This window comes from Peribacillus sp. NPDC056705 (genome assembly GCF_043656335.1).
In genome coordinates, this window is the sequence record NZ_JBHTYI010000011.1 from 18820 (window position 1) to 43282 (window position 24463).

At 38.9% G+C, this 24463-nt stretch carries 30 protein-coding genes and 2 pseudogenes; 27 read left to right on the forward strand and 5 right to left on the reverse strand.

Going from position 1 to position 24463, the window contains the following annotated elements:
* Positions 1-296 precede the first annotated feature (296 nt).
* The 9 genes from ACFRAK_RS15250 to ACFRAK_RS15290 all read left to right on the forward strand — a co-directional run bounded on the left by ACFRAK_RS15250 (position 297) and on the right by ACFRAK_RS15290 (position 6137).
* Complete coding sequence (locus ACFRAK_RS15250; RefSeq protein WP_387603313.1) at positions 297-434, forward strand: hypothetical protein; 138 nt, start codon at positions 297-299, stop codon at positions 432-434.
* A gap of 101 nt (positions 435-535) precedes the next feature.
* On the forward strand, positions 536-763 hold the full coding sequence (locus tag ACFRAK_RS15255) for a DUF3953 domain-containing protein (RefSeq protein WP_192208037.1): 228 nt from the start codon (positions 536-538) through the stop codon (positions 761-763).
* A 141-nt stretch (positions 764-904) separates the two neighbouring features.
* The gene (locus tag ACFRAK_RS15260; protein WP_387603315.1) at positions 905-1399 is read left to right on the forward strand and encodes a GNAT family N-acetyltransferase; all 495 of its coding nucleotides are present in this window, start codon (positions 905-907) and stop codon (positions 1397-1399) included.
* 455 nt (positions 1400-1854) lie between these two features.
* Entirely contained in the window at positions 1855-2301 is a 447-nt protein-coding gene (locus ACFRAK_RS15265; RefSeq protein WP_394572008.1) for a GNAT family N-acetyltransferase, read from the forward strand.
* A gap of 38 nt (positions 2302-2339) precedes the next feature.
* A complete protein-coding gene (locus ACFRAK_RS15270; RefSeq protein WP_260287837.1) occupies positions 2340-2870 on the forward strand; it encodes a PepSY-associated TM helix domain-containing protein in 531 nt (176 codons plus the stop codon).
* 14 nt (positions 2871-2884) lie between these two features.
* Positions 2885-3307 carry a FosM family fosfomycin resistance protein gene (gene fosM / locus ACFRAK_RS15275; RefSeq protein ID WP_387705852.1) on the forward strand — a complete coding sequence of 141 codons (423 nt, stop codon included), beginning with the start codon at positions 2885-2887 and terminating at the stop codon, positions 3305-3307.
* Positions 3308-3335: 28 nt separating this feature from the next.
* The gene (locus ACFRAK_RS15280) at positions 3336-4028 is read left to right on the forward strand and encodes an aspartate/glutamate racemase family protein (protein ID WP_387603325.1); all 693 of its coding nucleotides are present in this window, start codon (positions 3336-3338) and stop codon (positions 4026-4028) included.
* A 610-nt stretch (positions 4029-4638) separates the two neighbouring features.
* Complete coding sequence (locus ACFRAK_RS15285) at positions 4639-5508, forward strand: DUF6843 domain-containing protein (protein WP_394572009.1); 870 nt, start codon at positions 4639-4641, stop codon at positions 5506-5508.
* Positions 5509-5633: 125 nt separating this feature from the next.
* A complete protein-coding gene (locus tag ACFRAK_RS15290; RefSeq protein ID WP_394572010.1) occupies positions 5634-6137 on the forward strand; it encodes a DUF2716 domain-containing protein in 504 nt (167 codons plus the stop codon).
* Between the two features lie 145 nt (positions 6138-6282).
* On the opposite strand, the pseudogene ACFRAK_RS15295 reads toward ACFRAK_RS15290, so the two are convergent.
* Positions 6283-6383 (reverse strand): annotated as a pseudogene (locus tag ACFRAK_RS15295) (TetR-like C-terminal domain-containing protein); the annotation flags it as partial.
* 423 nt (positions 6384-6806) lie between these two features.
* Here ACFRAK_RS15295 and ACFRAK_RS15300 point away from each other — a divergent pair.
* From ACFRAK_RS15300 to ACFRAK_RS15320, 5 genes are all read left to right on the forward strand, one after another.
* Complete coding sequence (locus ACFRAK_RS15300) at positions 6807-7997, forward strand: macrolide family glycosyltransferase (RefSeq protein ID WP_394572011.1); 1191 nt, start codon at positions 6807-6809, stop codon at positions 7995-7997.
* Positions 7998-8039: 42 nt separating this feature from the next.
* The gene (locus ACFRAK_RS15305; protein WP_394572012.1) at positions 8040-8285 is read left to right on the forward strand and encodes a hypothetical protein; all 246 of its coding nucleotides are present in this window, start codon (positions 8040-8042) and stop codon (positions 8283-8285) included.
* Positions 8286-8508: 223 nt separating this feature from the next.
* On the forward strand, positions 8509-8724 hold the full coding sequence (locus tag ACFRAK_RS15310) for a DUF3951 domain-containing protein (protein WP_394572013.1): 216 nt from the start codon (positions 8509-8511) through the stop codon (positions 8722-8724).
* 481 nt (positions 8725-9205) lie between these two features.
* On the forward strand, positions 9206-10105 hold the full coding sequence (locus tag ACFRAK_RS15315) for a DMT family transporter (RefSeq protein WP_394572014.1): 900 nt from the start codon (positions 9206-9208) through the stop codon (positions 10103-10105).
* Positions 10106-10131: 26 nt separating this feature from the next.
* The gene (locus tag ACFRAK_RS15320; protein WP_394572015.1) at positions 10132-10551 is read left to right on the forward strand and encodes a VOC family protein; all 420 of its coding nucleotides are present in this window, start codon (positions 10132-10134) and stop codon (positions 10549-10551) included.
* 64 nt (positions 10552-10615) lie between these two features.
* On the opposite strand, the gene ACFRAK_RS15325 is transcribed toward ACFRAK_RS15320, so the two are convergent.
* Entirely contained in the window at positions 10616-11482 is an 867-nt protein-coding gene (locus ACFRAK_RS15325; RefSeq protein ID WP_394572016.1) for an SDR family oxidoreductase, read from the reverse strand.
* A gap of 180 nt (positions 11483-11662) precedes the next feature.
* Here ACFRAK_RS15325 and ACFRAK_RS15330 point away from each other — a divergent pair, with 180 nt between their 5' ends.
* From ACFRAK_RS15330 to ACFRAK_RS15340, 3 genes are all read left to right on the forward strand, one after another.
* Entirely contained in the window at positions 11663-12097 is a 435-nt protein-coding gene (locus ACFRAK_RS15330; protein WP_394572017.1) for a GNAT family N-acetyltransferase, read from the forward strand.
* A 507-nt stretch (positions 12098-12604) separates the two neighbouring features.
* The gene (locus tag ACFRAK_RS15335) at positions 12605-12868 is read left to right on the forward strand and encodes a hypothetical protein (protein ID WP_387603350.1); all 264 of its coding nucleotides are present in this window, start codon (positions 12605-12607) and stop codon (positions 12866-12868) included.
* Positions 12869-12927: 59 nt separating this feature from the next.
* Positions 12928-13122 (forward strand): hypothetical protein, encoded by a 195-nt coding sequence (locus ACFRAK_RS15340; protein WP_387603750.1) that lies wholly within the window; start codon positions 12928-12930, stop codon positions 13120-13122.
* A 94-nt stretch (positions 13123-13216) separates the two neighbouring features.
* On the opposite strand, the pseudogene hepT reads toward ACFRAK_RS15340, so the two are convergent.
* Positions 13217-13612 (reverse strand): annotated as a pseudogene (gene hepT / locus ACFRAK_RS15345) (type VII toxin-antitoxin system HepT family RNase toxin); the annotation flags it as partial.
* A 340-nt stretch (positions 13613-13952) separates the two neighbouring features.
* Between hepT and ACFRAK_RS15350 the strand changes: the two are divergent.
* Together ACFRAK_RS15350 and ACFRAK_RS15355 are read left to right on the forward strand one after the other, a co-directional pair.
* Positions 13953-14957, forward strand: a complete 1005-nt coding sequence (locus tag ACFRAK_RS15350) for a phosphotransferase enzyme family protein (protein WP_394572018.1) — start codon at positions 13953-13955, stop codon at positions 14955-14957.
* 11 nt (positions 14958-14968) lie between these two features.
* The gene (locus tag ACFRAK_RS15355) at positions 14969-15490 is read left to right on the forward strand and encodes a GNAT family N-acetyltransferase (RefSeq protein ID WP_394572019.1); all 522 of its coding nucleotides are present in this window, start codon (positions 14969-14971) and stop codon (positions 15488-15490) included.
* A gap of 92 nt (positions 15491-15582) precedes the next feature.
* Here ACFRAK_RS15355 and ACFRAK_RS15360 read toward each other — a convergent pair whose 3' ends face one another.
* The gene (locus ACFRAK_RS15360) at positions 15583-16380 is read right to left on the reverse strand and encodes a peptidoglycan-binding protein (protein ID WP_387603358.1); all 798 of its coding nucleotides are present in this window, start codon (positions 16378-16380) and stop codon (positions 15583-15585) included.
* Positions 16381-16673: 293 nt separating this feature from the next.
* Between ACFRAK_RS15360 and ACFRAK_RS15365 the strand changes: the two genes are divergently transcribed.
* From ACFRAK_RS15365 to ACFRAK_RS15395, 7 genes are all read left to right on the forward strand, one after another.
* A complete protein-coding gene (locus tag ACFRAK_RS15365; RefSeq protein WP_394572050.1) occupies positions 16674-17324 on the forward strand; it encodes an HAD family hydrolase in 651 nt (216 codons plus the stop codon).
* Positions 17325-17429: 105 nt separating this feature from the next.
* The gene (locus tag ACFRAK_RS15370) at positions 17430-17936 is read left to right on the forward strand and encodes a GNAT family N-acetyltransferase (RefSeq protein ID WP_394572020.1); all 507 of its coding nucleotides are present in this window, start codon (positions 17430-17432) and stop codon (positions 17934-17936) included.
* A gap of 51 nt (positions 17937-17987) precedes the next feature.
* Entirely contained in the window at positions 17988-18227 is a 240-nt protein-coding gene (locus ACFRAK_RS15375; protein WP_394572021.1) for a hypothetical protein, read from the forward strand.
* Positions 18228-18490: 263 nt separating this feature from the next.
* Positions 18491-19423, forward strand: coding sequence for an ABC transporter ATP-binding protein (locus ACFRAK_RS15380; protein WP_394572023.1), 933 nt, complete (start codon positions 18491-18493; stop codon positions 19421-19423).
* Positions 19423-20379, forward strand: coding sequence for an ABC transporter permease (locus ACFRAK_RS15385; RefSeq protein ID WP_394572024.1), 957 nt, complete (start codon positions 19423-19425; stop codon positions 20377-20379). The genes ACFRAK_RS15380 and ACFRAK_RS15385 overlap by 1 nt, the downstream gene beginning before the upstream one ends.
* Positions 20380-20747: 368 nt before the next feature.
* The gene (locus ACFRAK_RS15390) at positions 20748-21290 is read left to right on the forward strand and encodes a hypothetical protein (RefSeq protein ID WP_394572025.1); all 543 of its coding nucleotides are present in this window, start codon (positions 20748-20750) and stop codon (positions 21288-21290) included.
* 721 nt (positions 21291-22011) lie between these two features.
* Positions 22012-22215, forward strand: coding sequence for a zinc ribbon domain-containing protein (locus ACFRAK_RS15395; protein ID WP_057276417.1), 204 nt, complete (start codon positions 22012-22014; stop codon positions 22213-22215).
* Between the two features lie 69 nt (positions 22216-22284).
* Here the strand turns inward: ACFRAK_RS15395 and ACFRAK_RS15400 are convergent, their stop codons facing one another.
* The gene (locus ACFRAK_RS15400; protein WP_387603378.1) at positions 22285-23151 is read right to left on the reverse strand and encodes a LysR family transcriptional regulator; all 867 of its coding nucleotides are present in this window, start codon (positions 23149-23151) and stop codon (positions 22285-22287) included.
* A gap of 135 nt (positions 23152-23286) precedes the next feature.
* Between ACFRAK_RS15400 and ACFRAK_RS15405 the strand changes: the two genes are divergently transcribed.
* A complete protein-coding gene (locus tag ACFRAK_RS15405) occupies positions 23287-24423 on the forward strand; it encodes an NADH-dependent flavin oxidoreductase (protein WP_394572026.1) in 1137 nt (378 codons plus the stop codon).
* Positions 24424-24463 lie beyond the last annotated feature (40 nt).

Sequence of the window (24463 nt, forward strand, 5' to 3'; positions counted from 1 at the left end):
TAACTTGTCACAACGCATTTATCTTTGCTACACCAACGATATCCACTTCCTAGAACAGCTTAACGTTGTAAATCCGCATTTTCCTGACGCTGCCCCATAGCCATCAAGGTAAGAAATCCCTTGTTCCCCAATATGATAAGAAAATATCAGAAGGAAAACCGGCCAAGTGTAAATCGTTGCCTGTATTTAAGTTGCTTCATTGGATTTACGCTCTATTAAAGAGAAAAGAAACGTTCCTAAATTTAGACTGATTAACGGTTTTGTGAAACCCCTCCAAAAGCGTTTTGGAGGGTTATTTGGCATGGCCAAAAATAGTATTGATAAGGGAAATGAAAGTTTTAGAGAAAGATATTGACCTCCTATTAGCTGGTTTAGCTGAAGATCGGAGCAGCTTTTTCTTTATGCGACTAACGGGGCGCATGTTAGTTCAATAATAAATTCCCATTTTTTGCACAAATGAAAAGGTGTCAAATGGTATGATTGAAACAGAAATTGTTCAGAACTTAATTTTTTAGGGGGAAATATATTCTTGAAAATGGTTAGAATTATCTTAGCAATAATTGTACTTGCTTTATCAGCCTATCAGCTAATTACTGAAAATTTTGAGTTGATGCCGTATTCTATGTTGTTCTTGGGGGCATTGATGTTAGTTACTGGATTAGCCGAACTTCAAAAAGATAGAAAAGGATTTTGGGGGTATATGAGCATGGTTGTCTCAGCTTTTCTTTTCTTTGTTTCCATACAGGGTTTCTTACTGAACTAATGGGTACGTCACCTTAAGATCAAAGCTATCTATAAGGCAGCTCTTTCTTTATGCAACTATCGGGATAAGTTGTGCAAAATGTTTCTAGGTTATATGGCAAATGAGAAATTAGTTTAGTTGCATCATTAAAGGAGGAGAAGGATGGAGATCCGTTCAGTGAAAGGGTCAGATTATTATGCAATATCGCCACTGATAAATGAATGGTGGGGCGGAAGGCAAATGTCTGATATGTTACCGAAGCTATTTTTTGATCATTTTACAAAAACAAGTTTCATAGCCGAAAAGGAAGGGGAAATAGTCGGTTTCCTGATAGGGATTCTATCTCAATCTCAATCCAATGAGGCATATATTCATTTTGTTGGCGTACATCCTGAATACAGAAAAAATGATATCGGAAGACATTTATACCATCAGTTTTTTAATGTCGTTCATCAAAATGGCCGCAATATTGTCCGTTGTGTAACGTCTCCTGTCAACAAAACCTCTATTGCCTATCATCTCAAGATGGGATTTGAAATGGAAGAGGGAGATAAATTAATGGATGGTACTTCAGTCCACTCTGACTATGACGGACTAAATCAAGATAGAGTTTTATTCGTGAAACAGTTGTCAAATTACAATAAAGTCCTATTCTAATGAACGAAGGTCGGCCAGTGTAAATCACTGGTCGACTTTTTTCATAGAACATTATTAGCAGGACTTTCAGCTAAAGTGTTTTTATTCATTGCTTATCTTTTTCTGCATGAACGTTTTTTCTTCCGGGTTTTTATTATCCTTGTTCCCATTTCCTTTTTCTTGAAAGATTGCAAATCCTGTTAGTGCGTAAATGGTGTGTAACAGTCGGTCATGCTTGCTATACCGCCTCTATTGAGTAAGTTGTCGGCTTGTTCCACCCCGGTCTGTATCCTTTAGATAAAGCGGTGAAAATGGTGTATATATCATAATTTGTTTGAATTGAAGCAGCAGCGATCACCCCGCCTAAGGCTGATATTAGCTCTTCTTTTATGGTTCTATAGAAACAGGTTAGTTCACATAAGATAAGATATAATTTGGATTAATATACAAAATTTTAATGAAAATAGAAAGGAAGCATGAATATGACAGAAATGCGGCCGCTGACATCGGAGAATTTGGAGCAATGTATCGAACTCTACATGAACGTTTTTAATCATGAACCATGGAATGAAAGTTGGACATATGAAATGGCTAAAGAGAGACTTTCCGACTTATTGCATACGCCTAAATTTATTGGCTATTTATTTCAGGATGCTCACAATCCAGTTGGTTTTGTTGCTGGAAACAGTAAGGTGTCTTATCAAGGTTTAACTTATTATTTGGCAGAACTTTGTGTGAATAATGAAAGGCAAGGTAAGGGGCATGGCTCAAGGATGCTTCAATCTTTAGAAGCTGAACTGCAGAAAAGAGAGATTAAAAGTCTATATTTATTAACTGCTAATAGCGGGCTTGCAGAAGCATTTTATCTAAAAAATGATTATGTTGTAAATGAAGATCGGTTGGTCATGAAGAAAAATTTTTAATTTCATGAATTTTACTGTTTAGTCAAGGGGTGATGGGATTGTCGAAATCTGTAAAGTTGTATCAATTAAGCCGAAAAATACATAAATGGACTGGATTGGTTTTATCCGTTTTTTTTATGTTCATCGCAGTCACAGGCCTCGTGCTTGTTTATATGTTACCACTCGGAGTGGCTGATGAGTTAAGGACGGGGAAAGAGGCGGGTCCAGATCAAGCGATACCTATGGAGAAGGTCGTGTCCATTGCTACGTCACAGGATCTTCCAGGTGCGGACTCGGTTGAAGATATATTTAGAATTGAATATAGACCAAGTGCAAATGTGTACCAGGTTCGCTTTAATAACGGTCAAGGTGTTCAAATGGATGTGAGTACGGGAAAAGTGTTATCCACAAATCCGGATTACTCGACGTTCCTCATCACTTTGCATGATGGAACCTTCTTTGGCGATTGGTATAGATACAGTATCCTCACAATGACCGGTTTATCCTTAATCCTGCTGTCATTTTCAGGGTATTACATGTTCGGGTATCCTCTTTATAAGCGTCTAATGGCGAAAAAAAAGCAATCTTAATATGAGGTGGTATTGTGTCTATAAAAGGTTTGAATCACTTTTTATTTTCAGTTTCCGATTTAGAGAGATCCATAGAGTTTTATCAAAATGTTTTTGATGCAAAATTGTTAGTTAAGGGGAGAAACACTGCCTATTTTGACTTGAATGGAATGTGGCTGGCCCTGAATGCAGAAAAGGATATACCCCGTAATGAAATAAGCCAATCATACACACATATAGCATTTTCCATAGAAGAAGCTGACTTTATGAACATGTACGAGAAACTAAAGGAATTAAATGTAAGCATCCTGTCAGGACGTCCAAGGGATGAAAAAGATAAGAAGTCCATTTATTTCACTGATCCAGATGGTCATAAGTTCGAGTTTCATACAGGTACTTTACAAAATAGAATGGATTACTACAAACAAGAAAAAGCACATATGGAGTTTTTCGACTGATAATTAAACGATGAAAAGGGGAATATTTGTGAAAACTATTGGCCTTATTGGCGGAATGAGCTGGGAATCGTCGCTGGAATATTATCGACTCATCAATGAGGAAGTGAAAGCCAAATTGGGAGGATTGCATTCAGCCAAGTGCATTTTATATAGCGTGGATTTTGAAGAAATCGAACGCTATCAAGCTGAAGGCGATTGGGATAGTTCCGGTAAATTATTAGGGGAAGCAGCTCTGTCTTTGGAAAAGGCAGGTGCCGAAATGATTGTCATCTGTACAAATACGATGCATAAAGTGGTCGGATATATTGAAGAGAAAGTCAGTTTACCGATTTTACACATTGCTGATTCAACAGCAAAACAAATTCAAGAGTCCAAAATAAGTACGGTTGGTTTACTTGGCACTAAATATACGATGGAGCAAGACTTTTATAAAACACGAATTGAGTCTAATGGTATCAAGGTTTTGATACCAAATGAAGAGGATAGAAAAGTGATCAATCAAGTAATTTATGAAGAATTATGTTTAGGGGAAATCCAACAATCATCAAGAGATCATTACAAAAAGGTCATCAAGGGGTTGGTTGATGATGGAGCGGAAGGAATAATATTAGGCTGCACCGAAATTGGATTATTGGTAAAACAAGAGGATTCAGAAGTGCCATTATTTGATACGGCCGTAATCCATGCCGTTGATACTGTTAATATGGCATTGGGAAAATGACTGTGCTTCAATAAAAGAGGTTGCTGCAGCAGCCTTTTTTTTGTGGAGTAAGAGCAATTTTTAATATGCAACCAAATAAATGGGAAAATGTGTTAAAGTTTCACTAGAGGACTGGGGACTCTGTAAGGGGAGATAAAGATAAGAAATCAAATATATATATTTATTACTAGTTTGATTTGGATCTTATCAGGAACTTTTTTGTTCATCCATAATAGGGGGATGTTGAATGTAAGTCCTTGGGGGATGCACAACTTTGTTAATATAACGATACAACTAGCAGTTATTTTATTACCTGTTATTGGGCTATTTTTGTCGATTCTTATTAAGAAAAGATTCATAAAGTATGTAATGATTTTAGGATGCTTAATAAACATTTATTATCTATCCATCCCATTTATCTTATTCTGGTTACATTACTTTAAGGTCAATTAATCAAACAGATTACTTAGAAAATTAATCTAACAGGAGCTTTTCTTCAATCTTTAAACATATTTTACAATATCGCGCTGACAGGATTATCCAACTTAATCCCTTTATAAATGGTTTGCAAGGGCTTTGATTAAGGCTCTGTGTACGAATGTAGAGATGATAAAACAAAAGGGGAATAAAAATGAAAGATATGCTTTCCGCAAAGCTTAAATCTGTCTTGATTGTCAGCGGTATTCTCGGAGGGTTCATTCTCCTATTGGAACTTCGAACAGGTTTGCCAATCTATTTTATATTCGCGATGGTATATGCCTTCATAGGCAATGTTGTTTACGGGATACCCGTTTCCTTTCTTTCGGATTTTGTAACAATGAAGATCGGAAAGAATCGATTTATTTTCGCATCCTTGTTCTATCTGGTGTTCGGTTTTCTGCCCTCGATATTTTTAGGAGAACTCGGAATTTATGCGGTCATCTGTTCTTTGCTCTTCTGCCTATCAGAAGAATGGCAGAGAATGAAAAAACACAACAGGGGGATAAAGCCGGCCAACAAGGTAATGATTACGAACACGCTATCCACCGTTATCTTATTCTCTTTAGCATTATATGGGTCAATGACTGTCTCGGGTCCATTGTTTGAAAAGCATACAAATGAAGTCTATCTCATTCCAAAAGGGTATGAGGGTGAAGTTAGAGTGGTGTACAATATCAAGGATGCTCCAAAACCTAAAAAAAGTGAAGACTTTGATATTTATCGAATGAATGAAAAAGGATACACACTCAGCCCGCTTCCTGAAAGAGAAGGGATTATCAATAATCAATATTTTTATATTGATAAGGAAGGAAATAAAGAAAAAATTGATGATTCTTGCATTAATCTTGGAGGTTCGGAAGGTGTACAAATAGATGACTACGAGTACTCCAGCACCTACTTTACTGTAACAAATACACATTGCAGTGAAACGTTTAGTACAGATGGAGACCCTGATATACCACGGGGAATCTCGTTAGAAGGGATTATTAAAGAAGAAGGATTGGATAAACCTAAAAACTAAATGGAATTTTTTCCGGTAAGAGCTGCATCGGCAGCTCTTTTTCTTATGGTACAAACAGGGATGGGTAGTTGAACAATAAATGATATAATAACCCTCTTAAAAGCGTCTTAAAGGTGGCTATTCAAATGGAAAATTGGATTGAATTATCTACAATAGAATACAAAGAGGTATGGGGTAGGATATATACTGAATTTAATTTTGAACCAAGCATATCAAACTTCCCATCTTTTGAAGTACCCAATCCATTTATCACATACGATGTATCCCCGTATTTAAATTGGTCTGGAGATTCAAATACTTATAATGAGATTTACAAAGATCTAGAGGATAAGTCATTGCTTGTTTTTCAAGAACTCACACAGAAAAATGAATATATGTATGCGTTAGATTGGCAACATCCAGGTTATTGGATAAACCCCCGTATGGAGTTTCCAAAAAGTGAATTTGGTGAATGGACAGTGCCCATTTTTCCAAACGGTGATTATTACTTTTTTATTCATAAGAATTTTGAATGGGGATTATTAGGACATCCTTGGAAAGAAACCATCACTATTTTTGGAAAAGAATTGATAAAAGGTTTTGAAAAACATCACCCGGGAATGTTTCAAAAGATATTACGTCAGGGATAATGAACTTTGTTGAACAAACGGGTGCGTAAGCTTAAGATCAGAGCTGACTTTTAAGGAAGCTTTTTCTTATAGGGGCTGTTAAGTTGAATAAGCATTTTACTAATAAAGGGACAGTACCTATTTGTCATGGTAGTGTCCCTTTATCTTATTTTTTCAAACCAGCTGCAAAGAAGGGACCATTAACTGAATGGTCGATAGGATGCGAGTCATTTCTTGAGGGGATTCCTTCCTGCCGCTATCCAGCCATGGGGAGTATTGTTAGAAAATAAAAGGTTCATTTAAGCGGGGGTTATATTAACAGGCTCTTTATTAAAGGCTGCGCATACTTTGTTGCTATTTACCAAGTAAAGCGGTGTGGTTGATTTCCCCTCCAGATGCTCGCTTTCCGCGGGGCGGGCGTTGAGCCTCCTCGGCCTAAACGCCTGTGGGGTCTCACCTGTCCCGCTGCCCCGCAGGAGTCTTGCACTTGCGCTCCAATCAACCTTAAATAAAAACAACAATCTTTACGAAAAGAGCCTTATTAAAAGAAGAATGGTGCCTAAACGATATTAATTTTAGATGACAGGGGTGATTAGGAGTTTGAGGTTTTCAAGTAGTGTACTATGATAAATTTAAATAGAAGGGTATGGGACAGTGATACTCTTACAGAATTACCTAAGGAGTGATAAAATGGCACGTGTTTTATTTATTAATGGTGGATCAGAAGGACATATCAATCCAACTCTTGGAGTTGTGCAAGAGCTTATTTCGTGTGGAGAAGAGGTAGTGTACTTTACGATAGAAGCTTTTCGAGAGCGTATTGAGAAGACGGGAGCCACTGTACGAACAATTGACGGTGAAAAATTTATAAAAGCTTTTATCTCAGGCGGGAGAAATTATTTACTCGAAAGAATCAACGGTCTTTTACATACGGCAGATATCGTCATACCTAGCGTTCTTGAACAGATCAAGGGAGAGCATTTTGATTACATCATCCACGATTCCATGTTTGGTTGTGGCCGTTTACTTGCCCAAATCCTTAAGCTTCCTGCAATCAATTCTTGTACTTCTTTTGCGCAGACGAAAGCATCATTCGATAAAATGTTGGAACAGCTTTCTAAAGATATCCCTACACGTATATACGATGAATTTCAAAGCCTGACGGAAATGGTGAAGGGGAAATATGATGTGGAGATCCATTCTCCTTACGAAGTTTTTTGTAATCCTGCACCACTTACAATCGTTTATACAACTAGGGAATTTCAACCTTTTGGAGAAGAATTCGACCAAACTTACAAATTTGTAGGTCCATCCATCTCTTCACGATTAATACAGGATGACTTTGACCTTACTGCTATCAAAGGGAAAAGTCCCATTTACATTTCGCTCGGGACAGTTTTTAACCGTGATGTTGATTTTTATAAGCTTTGTTTTGAAGCATTTGGAAATAGCAATCACACGGTTGTAATGTCGATCGGTCAACAAACCCCACTAATTGATTTAGGAGAGATCCCCCAAAACTTCATTGTAAAAAAATATGTTCCGCAAACGGAAGTGCTAAAATACACGAAGTTATTTATCACACATGGTGGAATGAATAGTACCAATGAGGGACTCTGCTACGGGGTTCCGCTAATTGTAATCCCGCAAAGCGCGGATCAGCCAATTATTGCAGAGCAAGTTGCCAATATCGGAGCAGGTATTAAATTACAAATGCAAAGCTTGAATGCAAATCAACTACGTGAGGCCGCAGATCATGTGTTAAACGACCCATCTTTCCATAAAGATGTTTCATATATAAGGGAATCCTTTCAAAAATCGGGTGGATATCACAAAGCTGTTGATGAGATTTTTGAATTTAAACGTCAATATGATATCTAAATATAAAAATTTCTCAGCTGCCATTAGCGGTGACTCAAGGGCTTGGGGTTAGTCGGATTTAGTGTTGAGGTCCATTACGAGGATAATATAGATGGAGAATTAATTCCCCTATCAAATGATCGAAAGATATATGCAATACCGAATGGAAGTGCAATTTTCACCAAGAACGGGGAACCTTTTAAAGTTACAAACGATATCTATTCCTTTCAAAATATGAAAAAGGGGATTGTGAACTTCCAAGTCATAAAAACAAATGCAGGTTGGCCGGGGACTGAAGGAATTGGTTGAAACTGGACAGGTCAGCTTTAAAGGCTAATAGTCGTTAGCGCAGTTTGTAGACAAGAGGGAGTTCGGAATGGTCTCATCCCGAAACACAGTTTTTAAAGCAAGGCTAAGTAAACTTTGTGTTTTTGTACCTTTGGCTGTTTTCGTAAAGTTTGTTTTTTGGATAGAGGGATAGTATGGTTTGTGATGAATAAATTAGTGAGTAATCTATTTAAGGAGTGATTAAATGACATATGTTTTTTCTCTATTCATTATTTTTGTAATAGGCTTTGTTTGTTATCGGATGATTAAAAAGAAATTAATACCTTCAAATAGATACACACCTTATGATGACATCACAATGGGAATTAAAGATGACGATATACAACAAGATAATCCAATACATGATACCAAGCATCATATTCAATATGAAGAGAAATCAAATAACGACAAGACCGTTTAAAGCGGTCTTTTTTTATGAACAACATTTCAACAGGCGTGCAGTTCGAGAAGGCAACAATGTATGTGAACAGCCTTTACTTTTGATGAAACCCTCATTGGATTGAAGAAATTTGCTAGCCAAGACCCCACAGACGCTTACTTTGATGAGGCTTGGCAAGTTGGCGGATAGGGAGCGAATTTCTGAAATCAACTGGAACGTTTTTAAAACTGCAGACAAACTCAATTATTACCGAGTTTGTCTGCAGTCAGAAGCTAATAGACTAGCCAATGATAAGCTCTCCATTTTAACTGGAGGGCTTTTTCGGAAGGAATTTTTATATATTGACAATTCCTTTCGAATTGGTAATATTTACTTTATTATTACATTAATACCGGATGTGATTTTTAATAGAAGGCGGTTAAATTATGGATGGGAAAATCATTTACGATGAGTTTAATAAACTGATAGAAAGTGGGCAATATCGCAAATTGGTCATTTTATCATGACAAACTTTATGTACATATTTTGTTTATTAGTATGGGGACTTAATTTTATTGCCGTTAAGATTCAAGGTACGCCTGTAAGTTTAGAATTATCTTTAACATATCGTTTAGGTTTGACGGCCATCCTATTTTTCATTTTATTGTGCATTCTTAGACCTAAAGGAAAACCCAGGAAAAAGGATGTTCCATTTATTATTGTGTTTGGAACTTGTAATTTTGCTTTAAGCTATTTATGCCTTTATTACGCCACTATCTTAAGTTCAGCGGCCATTGTCACTTTAATATTTTCATTGAAAGTCATTCTAACACCCATTGCCCTTCGTGTTTTTTTGAAGGAACCACTACATTCACGTATCTTAATTGGTGGGATAATTGGTGTGCTGGCTGTTTGCATTGTTATTTACCCGAGTTTAAATAATATTCATGGATTCAATGATATAAAGGGTATCATGATGGCTGTTCTTGGTACCCTCCTTACTGCATTGGGCGATGCAAGTTCAGCTAGAAATGCCAGGAAGAAAGTAGACCCAATCTATGCTAATGCACTTGGATTTGCAGTAGGAGGAATTCTTTTAGCGGCAATTGTGTTCATTCAAGGACAAGCAGTCACTTTACCGACATCTATTACCTATTTATCTGCTTTGTTCTATTTAACTATATTCGCTTCCTTTGGAGCTTGGCTATTCTACCTCAAGCTTGTAGAAAAAATAGGCGGATCGAAAAGTGGATACATGGTTGCCCTTTTTCCGGCAATTGGAGGCATAGCTTCAGTGATGATCGGTGAATCAGATCCATCCATTTTCTTGGGAGCTGGCTGTCTTTTCAGTTGTTTAGGTGCCGCTATTGCATTAGGTTTTGGTATGGATATTGGTAAAAGTAACTTGAAAGAAGAAATATAGTTCGATTTACAGAGAGGGATGGGACAATGGAAAGTAAATGGTCAAATGAAATGAAAGTAGCGCAAATCCGGGTTGCACGTCCTACTGATCAACTTAAAAAGGTTGTAAGCTTCTATTGTGAAGGATTGGGCTTGAAAAAAATCGGGTCTTTTGAAGATCATGAAGGGTATGACGGCATCATGATTGGGCTTCCAGATTCCAGCTATCATCTGGAGTTTACCGAGCATAAAGATGGCAGTCCTTGTCCTGCCCCATCAAAGGATAATCTGCTTGTCTTTTATATTCCTGAACGTAAAGCCATTGAGAAAATCACGAATAGATTGAAAGGTATGGGCTATCAACCAGTAGTTCCGGAAAATCCATATTGGGAGAAATCAGGTGTTACCATTGAAGATCCGGATGGTTGGAGAATAGTTTTAATGAATTCGCCCGGCATAGGAAATTAAATTTCAATTTAGCAATGTAATTGAAAACGACCGAAAAGCACCATGCTTTTCGGTCGTTTTGGGTTCATGAGGACATTGTGATTCCGCCATTGATGTGAATGCACTGCCCCGTTATATAAGCACCTTCATCAGATGCCAGCAGCACATATGCGCCTGCATGGTCTGCCGGCTGCCCAGGGCGGCCAAGCGGTGCCTCGGTACCGAACTCGGCAACGGATTGTTCGTCGAACGTCGCCGGGATGAGCGGAGTCCAAATCGGGCCTGGTGCCACCATATTGACCCGGATCCCTTTTTTAGCCACATTCTGTGCAAGGCTGCGTGTGAATCCGACGATTGCCCCTTTTGTCGCTGTATAATCCATCAATGTTGCATGCCCTCTATATGGATTGATCGATGTTGTGTTGATGACTGAATTGCCTTGTTTCATATGAGGAACCGCGTGCTTGCTCATGTAAAAAACTGAATAAATATTGGTGCGGAACGTTTTGTCCCATTGCTCGTCCGTGATATCCTCAATGTTTTCCGTCGGGAATTGCACCGCTGCATTATTGACGAGGATGTCCAGCTTCCCAAACTCGTCCAACGTCTTCGTAATCAATTCCTTACAATTCGCCTCCACGGAAACGTCACTTGGAAGCAAGAGGCAGCGGACGCCTTCCGCTTCAATCAGCTTCTTCGTTTCCTCGGCATCACCGTGCTCATCTAAATAATTCACAACCACATGTGCGCCTTCCTTTGCATAAGCGATGGCAACCGCACGTCCGATGCCGCTATCTCCGCCTGTTATCAAGGCAACGCGGTCCTTTAGCTTACCGCTTCCTATGTAATCCTTTGGCTGAATCGGAAGTGGATTCATCTCAGATTCAATGCCAGGCTGTCTTTCCTGTGTTTGTCCTGGCTGTCCGTTTTTTTGCTGTTCATATATATTCAAAGAAAATCTCCTCCTCTTAAACTATTGAACTAGTCATACTTTAGCCGTAAAAAAGTACGGTTAAACATCATGATTCCGATTGAGTAATTCTGCAAACGATTACAACAATATCGAAGCAAGAAAGGAATTACGGTGTTGGAAGTTGAAATACATGCTAATAAAACTTTCAGGGGTGTTAATGTGAATTCGATAGAAACAATACAAGAATTAACCAATAAAGAACAATGGTTAGCAGCCTTTCCAATCATGAATCAGCTGCGTACTGACTTAACTCAAAAAACATATCTGGAGTTACTTGAAGAAATGAAGAAAGATGGGTACCGTTTGTTTGCTTTATATAAGGATAACCAGGTTGTATCCTTGGCTGGTTTAAGCTGGAGAGTGAACTTTTATAATAAACGTCACGTATTTATTTATGACCTTGTAACAGATTCTGCCCACCGATCATTTGGATATGGAGAGAAGTTATTGAATTATATACATGACTGGGCAAAAGAAAACGGAGCTGCCTATGTGGCATTGGAATCCGGAATCCAGCGAAACGATGCCCACCGTTTCTATGAAGAGAAATTGGATTATGATAAATGGTGCTACTCATTTAGAAAAACGCAGTGAGTGGAAATAGCTGAGTAATCAGCTTCACGAGTAAATCGCTGAAACCCACGAGTAAACGCCGATTTACGAGTAAAAGTGTGAAATTCACGAGTAAATCGGCTAAATTCACGAGTAAATCGCTGAAACTCACGAGTAAAACACCGATTCACGAGTAAAAGTGTGGAATTCACGAGTAAATCGGCTAAATTCACGAGTAAACAGGCTAAATTCACGAGTAAATCGCTGAAACTCACGAGTAAAACACCGATTCACGAGTAAAAGTGTGGAATTCACGAGTGAGTTTTCTGTATTTTGGTTTGTTTCAATACAATTGAAGAGATTGAAGTAGGCAGTTATTGGTGCTGGCGGATTTTGTTCATCGGAATCAGTTTATTCATCATTTTTACAACTGTAAATTCATTCTTTCGCTGAAAAAATCTATTTGAACATTTTTGTAATGATTTATTTAGCCTTGGACATACTTAATTAAGATATCAAAAAGTAATATTCATTTAAGGAGGAAACCCAATGGTTAACGATAATATACAAATGAAAATGGAGCATATTTGGCAGGATACATGTGGATCATGGGAAAACTGTACCGAAACCACAATTCAGTCATTCTTGGCGAAATCCCAAGAAAGCAATATAGACCCGCAATATTGCATGAGCTGGGTGGAACAGCATAAAGCCCAAATACCTGAGTGGAATGCCGTTTCAAAAGTGTCGCTTGACTGGGTTAATCAACATACCTCAACGGGTTCACCCATTTCAATCAAGGAAGATTTTTAAAAAGTTATTTTCTGCTTATGATTGGTTCGAACTCTACTATGTTTAAGAGGTGAAGACAGTTGTCAAATAATGAGGAACAAAACGGTAAATCAAATCGTCGGGATCAAGATTACAAAGTTAATGCTTGGGATGAAATGAATGGTGAAGATAAATTTGTACAATCAGCCATCCAAGAGGAATTCAATAATCCAGTAATCGAAGAAACGATCTTGAAGTTCAATAAAATAGCGAATGAAGAAGAAACGGAAACTTGATTTTGGACGCGCCCTATTGGGCGTTTTTTTTTTTGAAGTATGAAAAAGCAAGAGCTTTTGTTGGATACCTCTTTGACCGCATTCCGTGGAAATTTAGGATTTGTTTTGTATACGCAGTGAAATCGCTGAGATGATTCACTACGATTTGTTCTAAAATGTCTAAATTAATGTTTTGGTCATCATAAAAGCAATGTTTCTAAATCCAACCATAGCTTTTAAGCGCCTTGCTATATCTTCATCAATAACTGAATGATCCCTCAGTCTATCAAAAGCATCCCTGCTTGATTGAGGCAACCCAAGTCTTTGATCAGCTACAATATGCATGGCCAGGTCAATCGAGGATTTGCATGTACGTTGTATATTAAGGATGATGGAATCTTGTTTCGTATAGTCCTTAAGGCTTTCTGGATGATTCGCGTATACAGCCTTAACGCGGTTTCATGCAACGCTCGATTACACTGATCTTGTTCAAAATCACACTTTCCCCCATTTTTTTAAATAAAAAAGAATGATATACAAATAAAGGGAAAAGGCATTTTGGTATCGTATAAAGCATAGTATAAATCGTTTTTATTTTGGCTCTTTTCGTAAAGATTGTTGTTTTTAAAACGAAACGATTTAAGGTTGATTGGAGCGCAAGTGCGAGACTCCTGCGGGAGCAGCGGGACAGGTGAGACACCACAGGCGTTTACGCCGAGGATGCTCACCGCCCGCCCCGCGGAAAGCGAGCATCTGGAGGGGGAATCAACCACAACGCATTACTTGTTAAATCGCAACAAAGTATGCGAAAACAGCCTTTTTTTTAGCAATATCATTAAGGAGTGATGATAATGGAAGCATCTGTAGAGCGGATTTTTTCTATGGAATTGGTGAAATTGGCTGGGCATTTTTTTCAAGTGAATGCTGGGGATCCGGTTAAACTTGGAGATGCAGAGAACTATGTATTTGAGGTTTACAGGGATGGAACGCCATATATCTTAAGAATGACACATCAATCGCATCGTACAAAAGGTCAAGTGCTTGCTGAGTTAAAATGGATTGAATATTTACAGAATAATAGTAGTGAAATTCCTAAAGTTCTCTCTTCGAAAGAAAATAACTTAGTTGAAATTGTAAAGGGTTCGGATGGTACGGAATTTTATTGTTGCCTGTTTGAAAAAGCTCCTGGTGTGAGGATGAAAGTCACCGATGAAAATTTCGATGAACCTTTATTTTTTGAATGGGGAAGAACGATTGGCCATATGCATAAACAAACAAAAAATTATCAGCCTGAAACAAAATATAGAAGGCTGGATTGGCATGAAGAGGAACTATTGAATGCTGAACTCTACCAATCCGATGTTCCAGAGCAATTGATGCACCAACAAGAATCAATCAAGAAGAATTTAGATGCCCTTCCAGTTCATCAAGATAATTTTGGATTGATCCATTCTGATATACATAACGGCAATTTCCATTTTCATGAGGGGAAGATTCATGTTTTTGACTTTGATGACTGTTCTTATCACTGGTTTGCCAGCGATTTGGCCATCCCTCTGTACTATCTGATATGGAGCTTGGAACGTGAAGGGATAAAAGGGCTTGATGAATATGCCGCCAAGTTCATGAGGGCTTTCATAAAAGGCTATGAGACGGAAAATATCCTGGCACCTGAAGCATACGAAACGATTCCTCTATTTTTAAAGTTAAGGGACCTAACGTTATATAATTTTTTTCATAAAAAGTATGATTTGAAGAATGCGGATGGTCAATTATTCAAAACCGTGAAAAATATCGAACAAAGAATTATCGAAAGCCGTCCTATTGTTCACTTCGATCCGAACATGGTTCATTAAGGGGGATGGGAATGTCAGAAATGAAAAATCACATCATTCGGACTGGTGAATTGGCGGATGCGGAAGCGGTTTTGGATGTACAGAATTCCGTTATTTCCGAAGGAGAGTATTTTATTGCGGTATCGGAGGAGTTCAATAAAACACCAGAACAACAGAGGGATTGGATACGAACGTTATTGGAAAATGAACGGGAAACCATCATCGTGGCCGAAAAAAATGGTGAGGTCATTGGATGGATCGTGTTTCAATCGGAAAATAGGAAGAGAATGTCTCACAAGGGCTCATTTGGAATGATGATCAGGAAAAATTACAGAGGGAAAGGAATTGGAAAGGAGCTTTTAAAAGCGTTATTGGAATGGGCAGAGGCAAATCCGTTCATTGAAAAGGTGAGCTTGGGAGTATTTTCAACAAATCAGCGGGCAATATCACTGTATAAAAAGATGGGATTTGTTGAAGAGGGCCGTAAAATAAAGGAATTCAAGATGAGCGAACGTGAATACGTCGATGATATTATCATGTACAAAATGGTTTGATCAGACCAAAAGAGCATGAATGGATTGAATACATGCTCTTTCGGTTTGGTTATGTATCTATTTTTATATAAAAACGCTGTTTATGTTACGCATCATCTAATTACTTTCACTTTCACTTGCTTTCTTCCCCACGTTAAAGCATCCGCTTCACCCGCGATGAATACATCGATTCTGTTTCCTTTGATGGCGCCGCCCGTATCTGCAGCGATTGCTTGTCCATAGCCTTCGACTTCCACGATGGAGCCTAGCGGGATCACGTTAGGATCAACGGCTATCAGTTTGGCATCATCATATTTTTTTAGGTCAACGCCCATTCTTGTAGTGCCGGAGCATCCCTGGCAGCTCGCTGTATATGCTGTACTAGTTACCGTTATTTCTTTAACGGCAGAGCTTGCTGAACTTGCTCTTTCTTTTAATTTACTGAAGGTCCGAGCACCGGCTATTCCATCAGCGGATAATCCCTTTTGCTTTTGAAAGTTGATGACGGCTTGCTTTGTACCTGTTCCATAAATGCCATCGATCGTTGATGTGTAAACGTCCCAGGCCTTCAATAATCTTTGCAGTTCAGCTACAGGCCTTCCCATATCCCCGCTTTTTAGTACCTGTATTTTCTGATTCGTTTGTGTTCCTGCTATTCCATCGACTTTCAGTCCTGATTTTTCCTGATACTTCTTGACGGATTCTTTTGTAATCGGTCCGAAGTTACCTGTTGCTTCATGATAGGGAAAAACCCCTTTTGTCAGTAATAATTCTTGTAAGTCTTTAACATCACTATTACTCATTCCAAATGAAAGTGTGCGATCCAAAGCAGCGGCTTCGCCTTTTGTTGGCATGCAAACTCCTAGAATGAATACAGAAGCCGTTAGGATCGTTAATAAAATTTTCTTCATGTTTTTCCTCCTCGTTGTTTCCTGCAATTAAACAATTCGTTAAAGGATCACCCTTTTAGGCGCAGTTAAGGAAAAACACCGCGAAGGCACTAAGTAATTGTTAAAACATGTAACATATAAAAAAGAAATGAGGCGGACATCGGGTTACCATATCCTTAGCGATTAACTAATTATGGGAAAAAACAAACTTTCCAGAAAACGGACGGAACCGTTTTGTTGAACAAGGGAATTCATTCATGTACGTTTATGTTAATGGAAATGCCATTTCAAGGTTAAAGGAGGAAATCATTATCATTAAAGCAGTTATTTTCGACTTTGATGGTTTAATTTTAGACACAGAAACGGCTTGGTATGAGGCTTATAAAGAAACGATGGCTTTTTATAAATCTGATTTGCCTCTTGAACATTTCGTAAAATGTATCGGAACGGATAATACTGAACTTAATCAGTACTTCAAGGATCAGCTGGGGGAAAGTTGTAATATTGAAGAAATTGAATCCAGGGCAAAAAGCCTTCATGAAGTTAAAATGAAAACATCACAGGCACGTGAAGGTGTAAAGGATTATTTAGAAGAAGCAAAAAACAATGGATATAAAATCGCCCTCGCTTCAAGCTCGACGAAAGAGTGGGTCACTCATCATTTGGGGGAACTTGGACTGTTAAACTATTTTGAAGTTCTGATCACAGGGGATGATGTTGAAAAAGTAAAACCTGCGCCTGATTTATATGTAAAGGCAATTGAAGTTCTGGGCATTCGGCCCACAGAAGCCGTAGCATTCGAAGATTCGTTAAATGGTCTTCAGGCAGCCCTGACTGCAGGATTAAAGTGTGTAATCGTTCCTAATCCCGTTACGGAAGCTTTAGCTTTTGAAAATCATCATTTACGCCTCCGATCCATGATGGATAAGAGCTTGTCTGAAGTTATCAAACATATTGAGCCATAAGCGTTCGAAGGTAATTATAGTATGATAAAGGAATGAAACCACGCCGAAGATGGCAGAGTCTTCGGTTTTTCCGGTTTTTAATGAATTGGTGCGGAGGGTGATATTATGGGATTGCAAACCAATGACGAAGGAGTCTTGCTGCGGGAGGTCAAGGAGAGTGATCTACCTATCTTTTTCGAGCAGCAACTGGATCCTGCCGCAAACCATATGGCTGCTTTCACATCGAAGGATCCAACAGACAAAATGGCTTTTTTGATACACTGGAAGAACATCTTATCGAACCGGGATATTCAAAAAATGACCATAATCCACAACGGATGTGTTGCGGGCAGCATTCTCAGGTTTGAACAGTTTGGTAACCCTGAAGTGAGTTATTGGATCGGGAAGCAATATTGGGGTAAGGGAATCGCTACAGAAGCACTGCTCAATTTTTTGCCGAAAATAAAGGTCCGCCCTCTTTATGCCCGCGCAGCCAAGGATAATCTTGCATCCATCAAGGTTCTGGAAAAATGCGGATTTGAAAGATTCGATGAAGACAAAGGGTATTCCCATGCAAGAGGGGAAGAGGTTGAAGAATTCATTTTGAAACTTGAATCAGGAAACCCCAGTTAAGATAAGAATATAACAATATCGTTAAACCTATGAGGAAATGGGTGGCATACTATGGGATTGAAGATTTTTTCCATCATTTTTATTTTATGTGGTCTTTTTGTAATGTGGTTCGCCGTTTTTGGCAAGAAGAAAGAGATCAAAGAGTTCGGCTCCGGGATACCAATGAATTTCATCGATGTAATTTTAATGATGATATATAGGCTTTTACCATCCATTGTTAGAAAAGTCCTTCTTTTTTCATTGGGCCTGGCCATTTCCATTGGCTTTACTTATATATTTCTCAACTTGTGATTATCCGTAAATTTTCCTAATTAGATAAAATAACCCTGGAACTTTATTCAAACAAAAACGTATTAAAAAGAAAACGGTACATAGGAGTTGTTGCTATTTCGAGGAAAAAAGTGTTTATGATAATGCGGGCGGGAAGGTGACGCCGATGGAGGCATTGGTTCAATATACCCAAAAAGAAGAATATCAGTATAGTAATAATATGCATTATATGGTAATGTAGGGTTTGTGTGATTTTGGAAAAAATGAAAAAAGGAAGGTATTATATGTCTGAATCGGTTCTTAAGGTTCAATCCTTAACTAAAAAAATTGGAAAAGCAACCATTGTGGACAATGTTAGCTTTGAAATAAAAAGTAATGAAATATTTGGTTTGCTTGGTCCGAATGGGGCAGGGAAGACCACTATCATCCGTATGGTCACAGGCCTCATCAATCGTACGGGCGGTACTGTCATGATCAATGGCAGTGACCTCGATAATGATTTCGAAGGTGCAATGAATCAATTGGGGGCCATTGTTGAAAACCCGGAGTTTTATAAGTACATGACAGGCAGAAAGAATATCCTCCATTATGCCCGAATGTCATCCAATGACATATCCAATGAGAGAATAGAAGAGGTCATTAAGCTTGTCAAACTGGATCATGCCATCGATAAGAAGGTTAAAACCTATTCATTAGGGATGCGACAGCGCCTTGGCGTGGCACAGGCCATTTTACATAAACCGTCGTTATTGATTTTTGATGAACCGACGAACGGCTTGGATCCGCAAGGGATTCGCGAGTTTCGTGATTATTTGAAAGTACTGGCGAGTGAAGGCGTCGGGATATTGATTTCATCACATTTACTATCGGAAATGCAATTGATGTGCGATAGTTTTGCCGTTATCGAAAAGGGAAAATTGATACATACGAAAGAACATATTTCAGATGAAAAAACCGAAACGATCAATGAAGTTTCATTCACTGTCAGTGATGGAAAGCTAGCTAAAAAAATCCTTCAAGAACAGTTTGGGGATATTACGATTCTGAAATATGATGCGAAGACAATCTCCGTATCGGCCTCTCGTGAACAAACGGCCGATATAAATAGGAGCTTTATTGAAAATCAACTAGATGTCTATGAAATTGGCATTACTAGAAAATCACTGGAAGATAAATTCTTTGAAATCACTGAGCAGGAAATGAGGGAGTCTGTATGATGTCCTTAGTAAAAAATGAATGGATGAAAATCTTTTCAAAAGTATCAACTTATATATTCATCGCTTTTCTTTTATTGGCAGCATTAGGGACTGCAGTCATCGATTATAAACTAAGTCCCGAAGAATCGGGTAAAGATTGGAAGCAAGAGTTAAAGGCAGATATACAAGAACAGGAAAAGGCTTTGAAAGCTAAGGAAATCAGTGAAGATGAAAAAGCCGAGATCATGGAAGATATCAATCTCAACAAGCAACTGTTGGCTGATGATATAAACCCTGACTTGAACACGAATTGGACCTATATGGCGGAATGGACTACATCATTAACATCATTTGTCACTTTATTCGTCGTTATTGTTTGCAGCTCGCTCGTTTCCTCTGAATTTTCGGATGGCACCATTAAACAACTGTTGATCAGGCCTTATAAACGTTGGAAGATTCTACTTTCCAAATATATTACTTCCTTGTTATTTGCAGCGTTATTACTTGCGAGCCTACTTATATTCAGTTATCTTATCGGTATCATATTCTTTGGCAATGGTTCGTATTCAGACAAAATCATGGATCCCGCATCTTTCGGTGAATTCAGTCCTGTGGTAGTCGGCGAATATTTCGTGGACATGATCGTTTACTGGATACCAGGATTCCTGGTCATCACGACCATCGCTTTCATGCTAAGCACATTATTTAAAAACCAAGCACTTGCAGTAGGTATATCCATTTTCATCCTATTTGCTTCCTCGACATTAAATATGGTCATTCAATCATTCATCGGCAAATACGAGTGGTTAAAATTCGTCTTATTCCCCCACCTTGATTTAAGGGGCTATATTTCCGGAACCATGGAAATGTTCGATGGAGCTACACTTGGATTTTCAATGAGTGTACTCGGCATCTATTATATTATCTTTTTAGCGTTAACTTTCTTCTTCTTCCAGAAAAAAGATATCACTAATTAAATAGTCGAAAAAACCGAAATCAGTAGCTGATTTCGGTTTTTATTATGCAACATAGAATGCATGAGCCAGTTGCTGCTTGAAAAAGTGAAACCTTTATCCATATTTATCCGTATAAGATAATATGAGGATATTTAGTAGGACATATGGATGTAAAATAAAAAATAAGGTTCTGTTAATTTGGGCTTATAGGATTCTCTTTATTTCTACTAGGCATGATCATTTCACGATGGTCAGTTGTTGGTGTAGTGATCGGGATAGGCGGAGGACTCATAATAGGGATCAGTTCCTGCCTGTTCGCCAGTTAGTAGCTCCAATACAGAATAGTCGACCCACGGAAATAATCCGATAGAGATGGAGTAGATTCAAAGATGGGAAAAATGCATGATAAACGAAAGTTCATTATTGTACTTATTATTATTGGGGCAGCATTAGGTTTCTATGTGTACTCGGCATTCTCTGAAAAATTGACAAAATCAACGGATTTGGCCGATGAATCCATCGGGGGATTCAAGGTTTTGGATAACATATCGAGTCCAGAATTTATTAGGGAATATGGAGAACCCATCGATCAAGATAATAATAATGCATATGATTATTATTATTGGAAAGGCGGGTTAAAAACGGCCTCTAGCAATACAGACGAGGATAAAGGGAAAATTATGCGGTTAATCATTTCAAGTACGGACGACGATTCATTTGACAACTCCCTGCAAACAAGCAAAGGTATAAAGTTAGGGAGTAAGAAAGCGGACGTTCTTTCGAAGTATGGAGATCATTATTATAAAAGTTATGAACAGGGAGCAGATATTATCGGCTACATTGACCATGAACGGAATATTACTTTAGAATTTTGGTGTGTTCCAGGTGGAAGGGTTGCAGAAATACGATTGGACGATGCAGAGGTCATGTAATGTTTTTTCTCGAGTGTCCTCGATTAAGAGTTTCGGCCGTTTAAGAAAGCGATGCGATAAACATTATGTTCATAAAAAACCTCATCTATCACTTACTATAAAAGCCATGCTGATGATGTTCAATCAATTAAGAGGGATTAGTAGTTAATGTCAGGGGTTATAAAATATCAATGTGGATTCCTTTAGGAATCTTCCCTATGATAATAGTATAAATGTAATAGTCTGCTTCATGGGTGGAAGCTTCTTGTATTGCCCCTTACAGAAAGGGGGGATTACATGAGCGTATATGAAGCTTTATCTTTGTGCATAAACAAAAAATAACCACCCCATGCCAGCAAGCTAGTGGGTGGTTATTTTTCTCTTGTAACACCTGAGTAAGCTTTCCCCCTTGAAGGGAATTCTATGATGTTTTGGGCAGGGTGTTAGAGCACCTTGCCTTTTTTTTTATTCTTGCCTTAATCTTACTATATCATTCTCGGAGATTCATGTGTTTAGCGTCATTCCCTTCGCCAGTTTATCGAATTCATTTTTAGCCAAAATAAATTCGCCTCCTGATAATGGTGCCTACCTTAAGGGGATAATATCAACAGTCTTGGATTTATTTTCCGTTGTTGGCTGAAACTTTTTTCCATTTTATCCGTATATTTAATTATGAACGGTGCTGGGAAGCTCCGGTATTTAGCGGCATTCATCATTTTAATAAATTGGGAGATGAAGAATCATGAGCGAAAAGGGTTGTATGAAATGCGGAAGCAATGATGCTGCCAAGAAGGATGTAGCCATGACAGGAACAGGCTTGTCAAAAATGTTCGATGTCCAGAATAATCAATTTACGGTTGTGTATTGCAAGCAGTGCGGATATTCGGAGTTTTATAATAGGCAATCATCTGCAGGCAGTAATCTGCTAGATCTATTCTTTGGATGATCACTGGCATGAAGAACCCCCTTTTTAATGAAAAGGGGGTTCTTGTTTTTTCTTCATCATGTCAGCTCATTACTCGATGAAATGGTCTTGAACGACTTTTGTAAATTCCTTTGCGACGGGTGAAAGGTGTTTAGATGATTTCATGACTAAGCCTATCTCCCGGGAAAGTTCCGGATTCAAGGGCAGTCTTTTGATGCGTTCGGGTTTTTCCGGTAAAGCCAGGTCGGGCATAATCGTGATGCCTAATTTTCCTGCTACCATTGAGAGCACGGTTTGATTGTCTTTAATGTCGTATGAAATGTTTGGTTTTATCTTGGCTTCCAGGAATCTATCTTCTATGAGTGTTTCACAGCCAGAACGCAGCATGATGAATGGTTCATCAACGAAGTTCTCAAGGTTAATTACGGTTTTCCCTGAAAGTGGATGGCCTTCGTATACGACAGCTGATAAAGGATCTGTTAGCAGATGGATGAATTCCGCGTTCTTCACCGGTTTTGCTGCAAAGCCAATGTCCACTGCTCCTTCTTCGATCCATTTTAAGATTTCCTCATATCCACCTTCATGGATCAGCAATTCGATATTAGGGTATTTTTCTTTAAAGGCAGAGAATAGCTGCGGTATGAATCTGGCAGTGAAGCTTGGAAAACTGCCAATAGTTATTTTCCCGATATCCATTCCATTCACAGCTGCAATTTTTTGTTCGATATGTGCAAGGTTGGCAGCGATTGCCCGCATATGTGGAATTACCTGCTCTCCCGCAGTCGTGAGAGTTACACCTTTTCGGTCACGCTTTAATAAAGTCACACCAAGCTCCGCTTCAAGCGCTGTAATGTTATGGCTTACTCCTGATTGAGTCAGTCCGATCCGGTCTCCCGCTTTCGTAAAACTTCCGTGTTCAACAACATGTAAAAACACTTCCAGCTGAAAAAAATTCATATGCCCCACACCTTTCTTGTAATAAATTATACATGAGAATCTCTAATCCAAGTAATGAAAAACATTCATTTTACTTATGATGTGGCCGAGAATACAATAAAATCACAAATATAAAATACGAATGGGTGATGAAAAATGATGAAACGGAAATACGTGCAAATTTTTTCACCGTACATGCTTTCTAATGGAACGGTTCTTAAAAACAGGATTGTAGTTGCGCCGATGACCACTTATTCTGGTCAAGAGGATGGCTTGGTTTCTGACCAGGAATTGGTTTACTATAAAAGAAGGGCAGATGGGCCTGCGATGTTCATTACTGCCGCTGCCGCCATTTCCCCAGTTGCGACAAGCTTTCCCAGGCAAATGAAAGTGTATGATGAACAAAGTATCGCTGGACTCACACAGCTTTCAAAAACAATCAAATCAAAAGGTGCAAAAGCCATTCTCCAGCTTCATCATGGCGGAAGCGAGAGCCTGCCAAGCTGTACAGGCGGAGAAAAAATGGTTAGTCCGAGCGGAATCATTGCGAGCGTTTATAAAGAAATGGGCGGGGAGTATATTCCAAGGTCAATGAGCCACACTGAGATTCTATCCGCTCTTCAAGACTTTGGAAGAGCCACCCTCCATGCCATTCGTTCAGGATTCGACGGCGTGGAAATCCATGGAGCGAATGGATATCTCCTTCAGCAGTTTTTCTCACCCCACTCTAACAGGCGGAGAGATCATTGGGGAGGCAGCTTGGAAAATAGAATGCATTTTCCACTTGCCGTCATCTCGGAAGTGAAGCGGATCCGTGATCAATACGCAGACAAGGAATTCGTTATTGGGTATCGCTTCTCCCCCGAAGAACCGGAAGAGGACGGATTGAAAATGGATGATACAGCTGCACTGGTAGATAAATTGGCAACTCAGGGGCTTTCCTATTTACATCTTTCTGTTAAAAATGTCTGGTCCATGCCTAGAAGCGGATTGAACAGAGGATTGACAAGGACCGAAATTCTCCGCGATGTCATCGCTGGCAGGACCAGTTTCATATCACTTGGGTCGATTCATACTCCAGAGGAAGCAAATGCTGTGCTTGAGAAAAATATACCGCTTTTCGCATTAGGAAGAGAATTACTGATGGAACCGGACTGGGTCGCCAAAATAAAAGAAGGAAGGGAAGACGAGATCATGACGACCTTGCCGCGCGATAGCAGGTGTACATTAATGATTCCAGATCACATGTGGGCGAATATCATCACACGTGACGGCATGCCCGAGAAATGTTAGTATGAATGTAAAAAATGGGAAATTCTTGAGGGGAAATCAT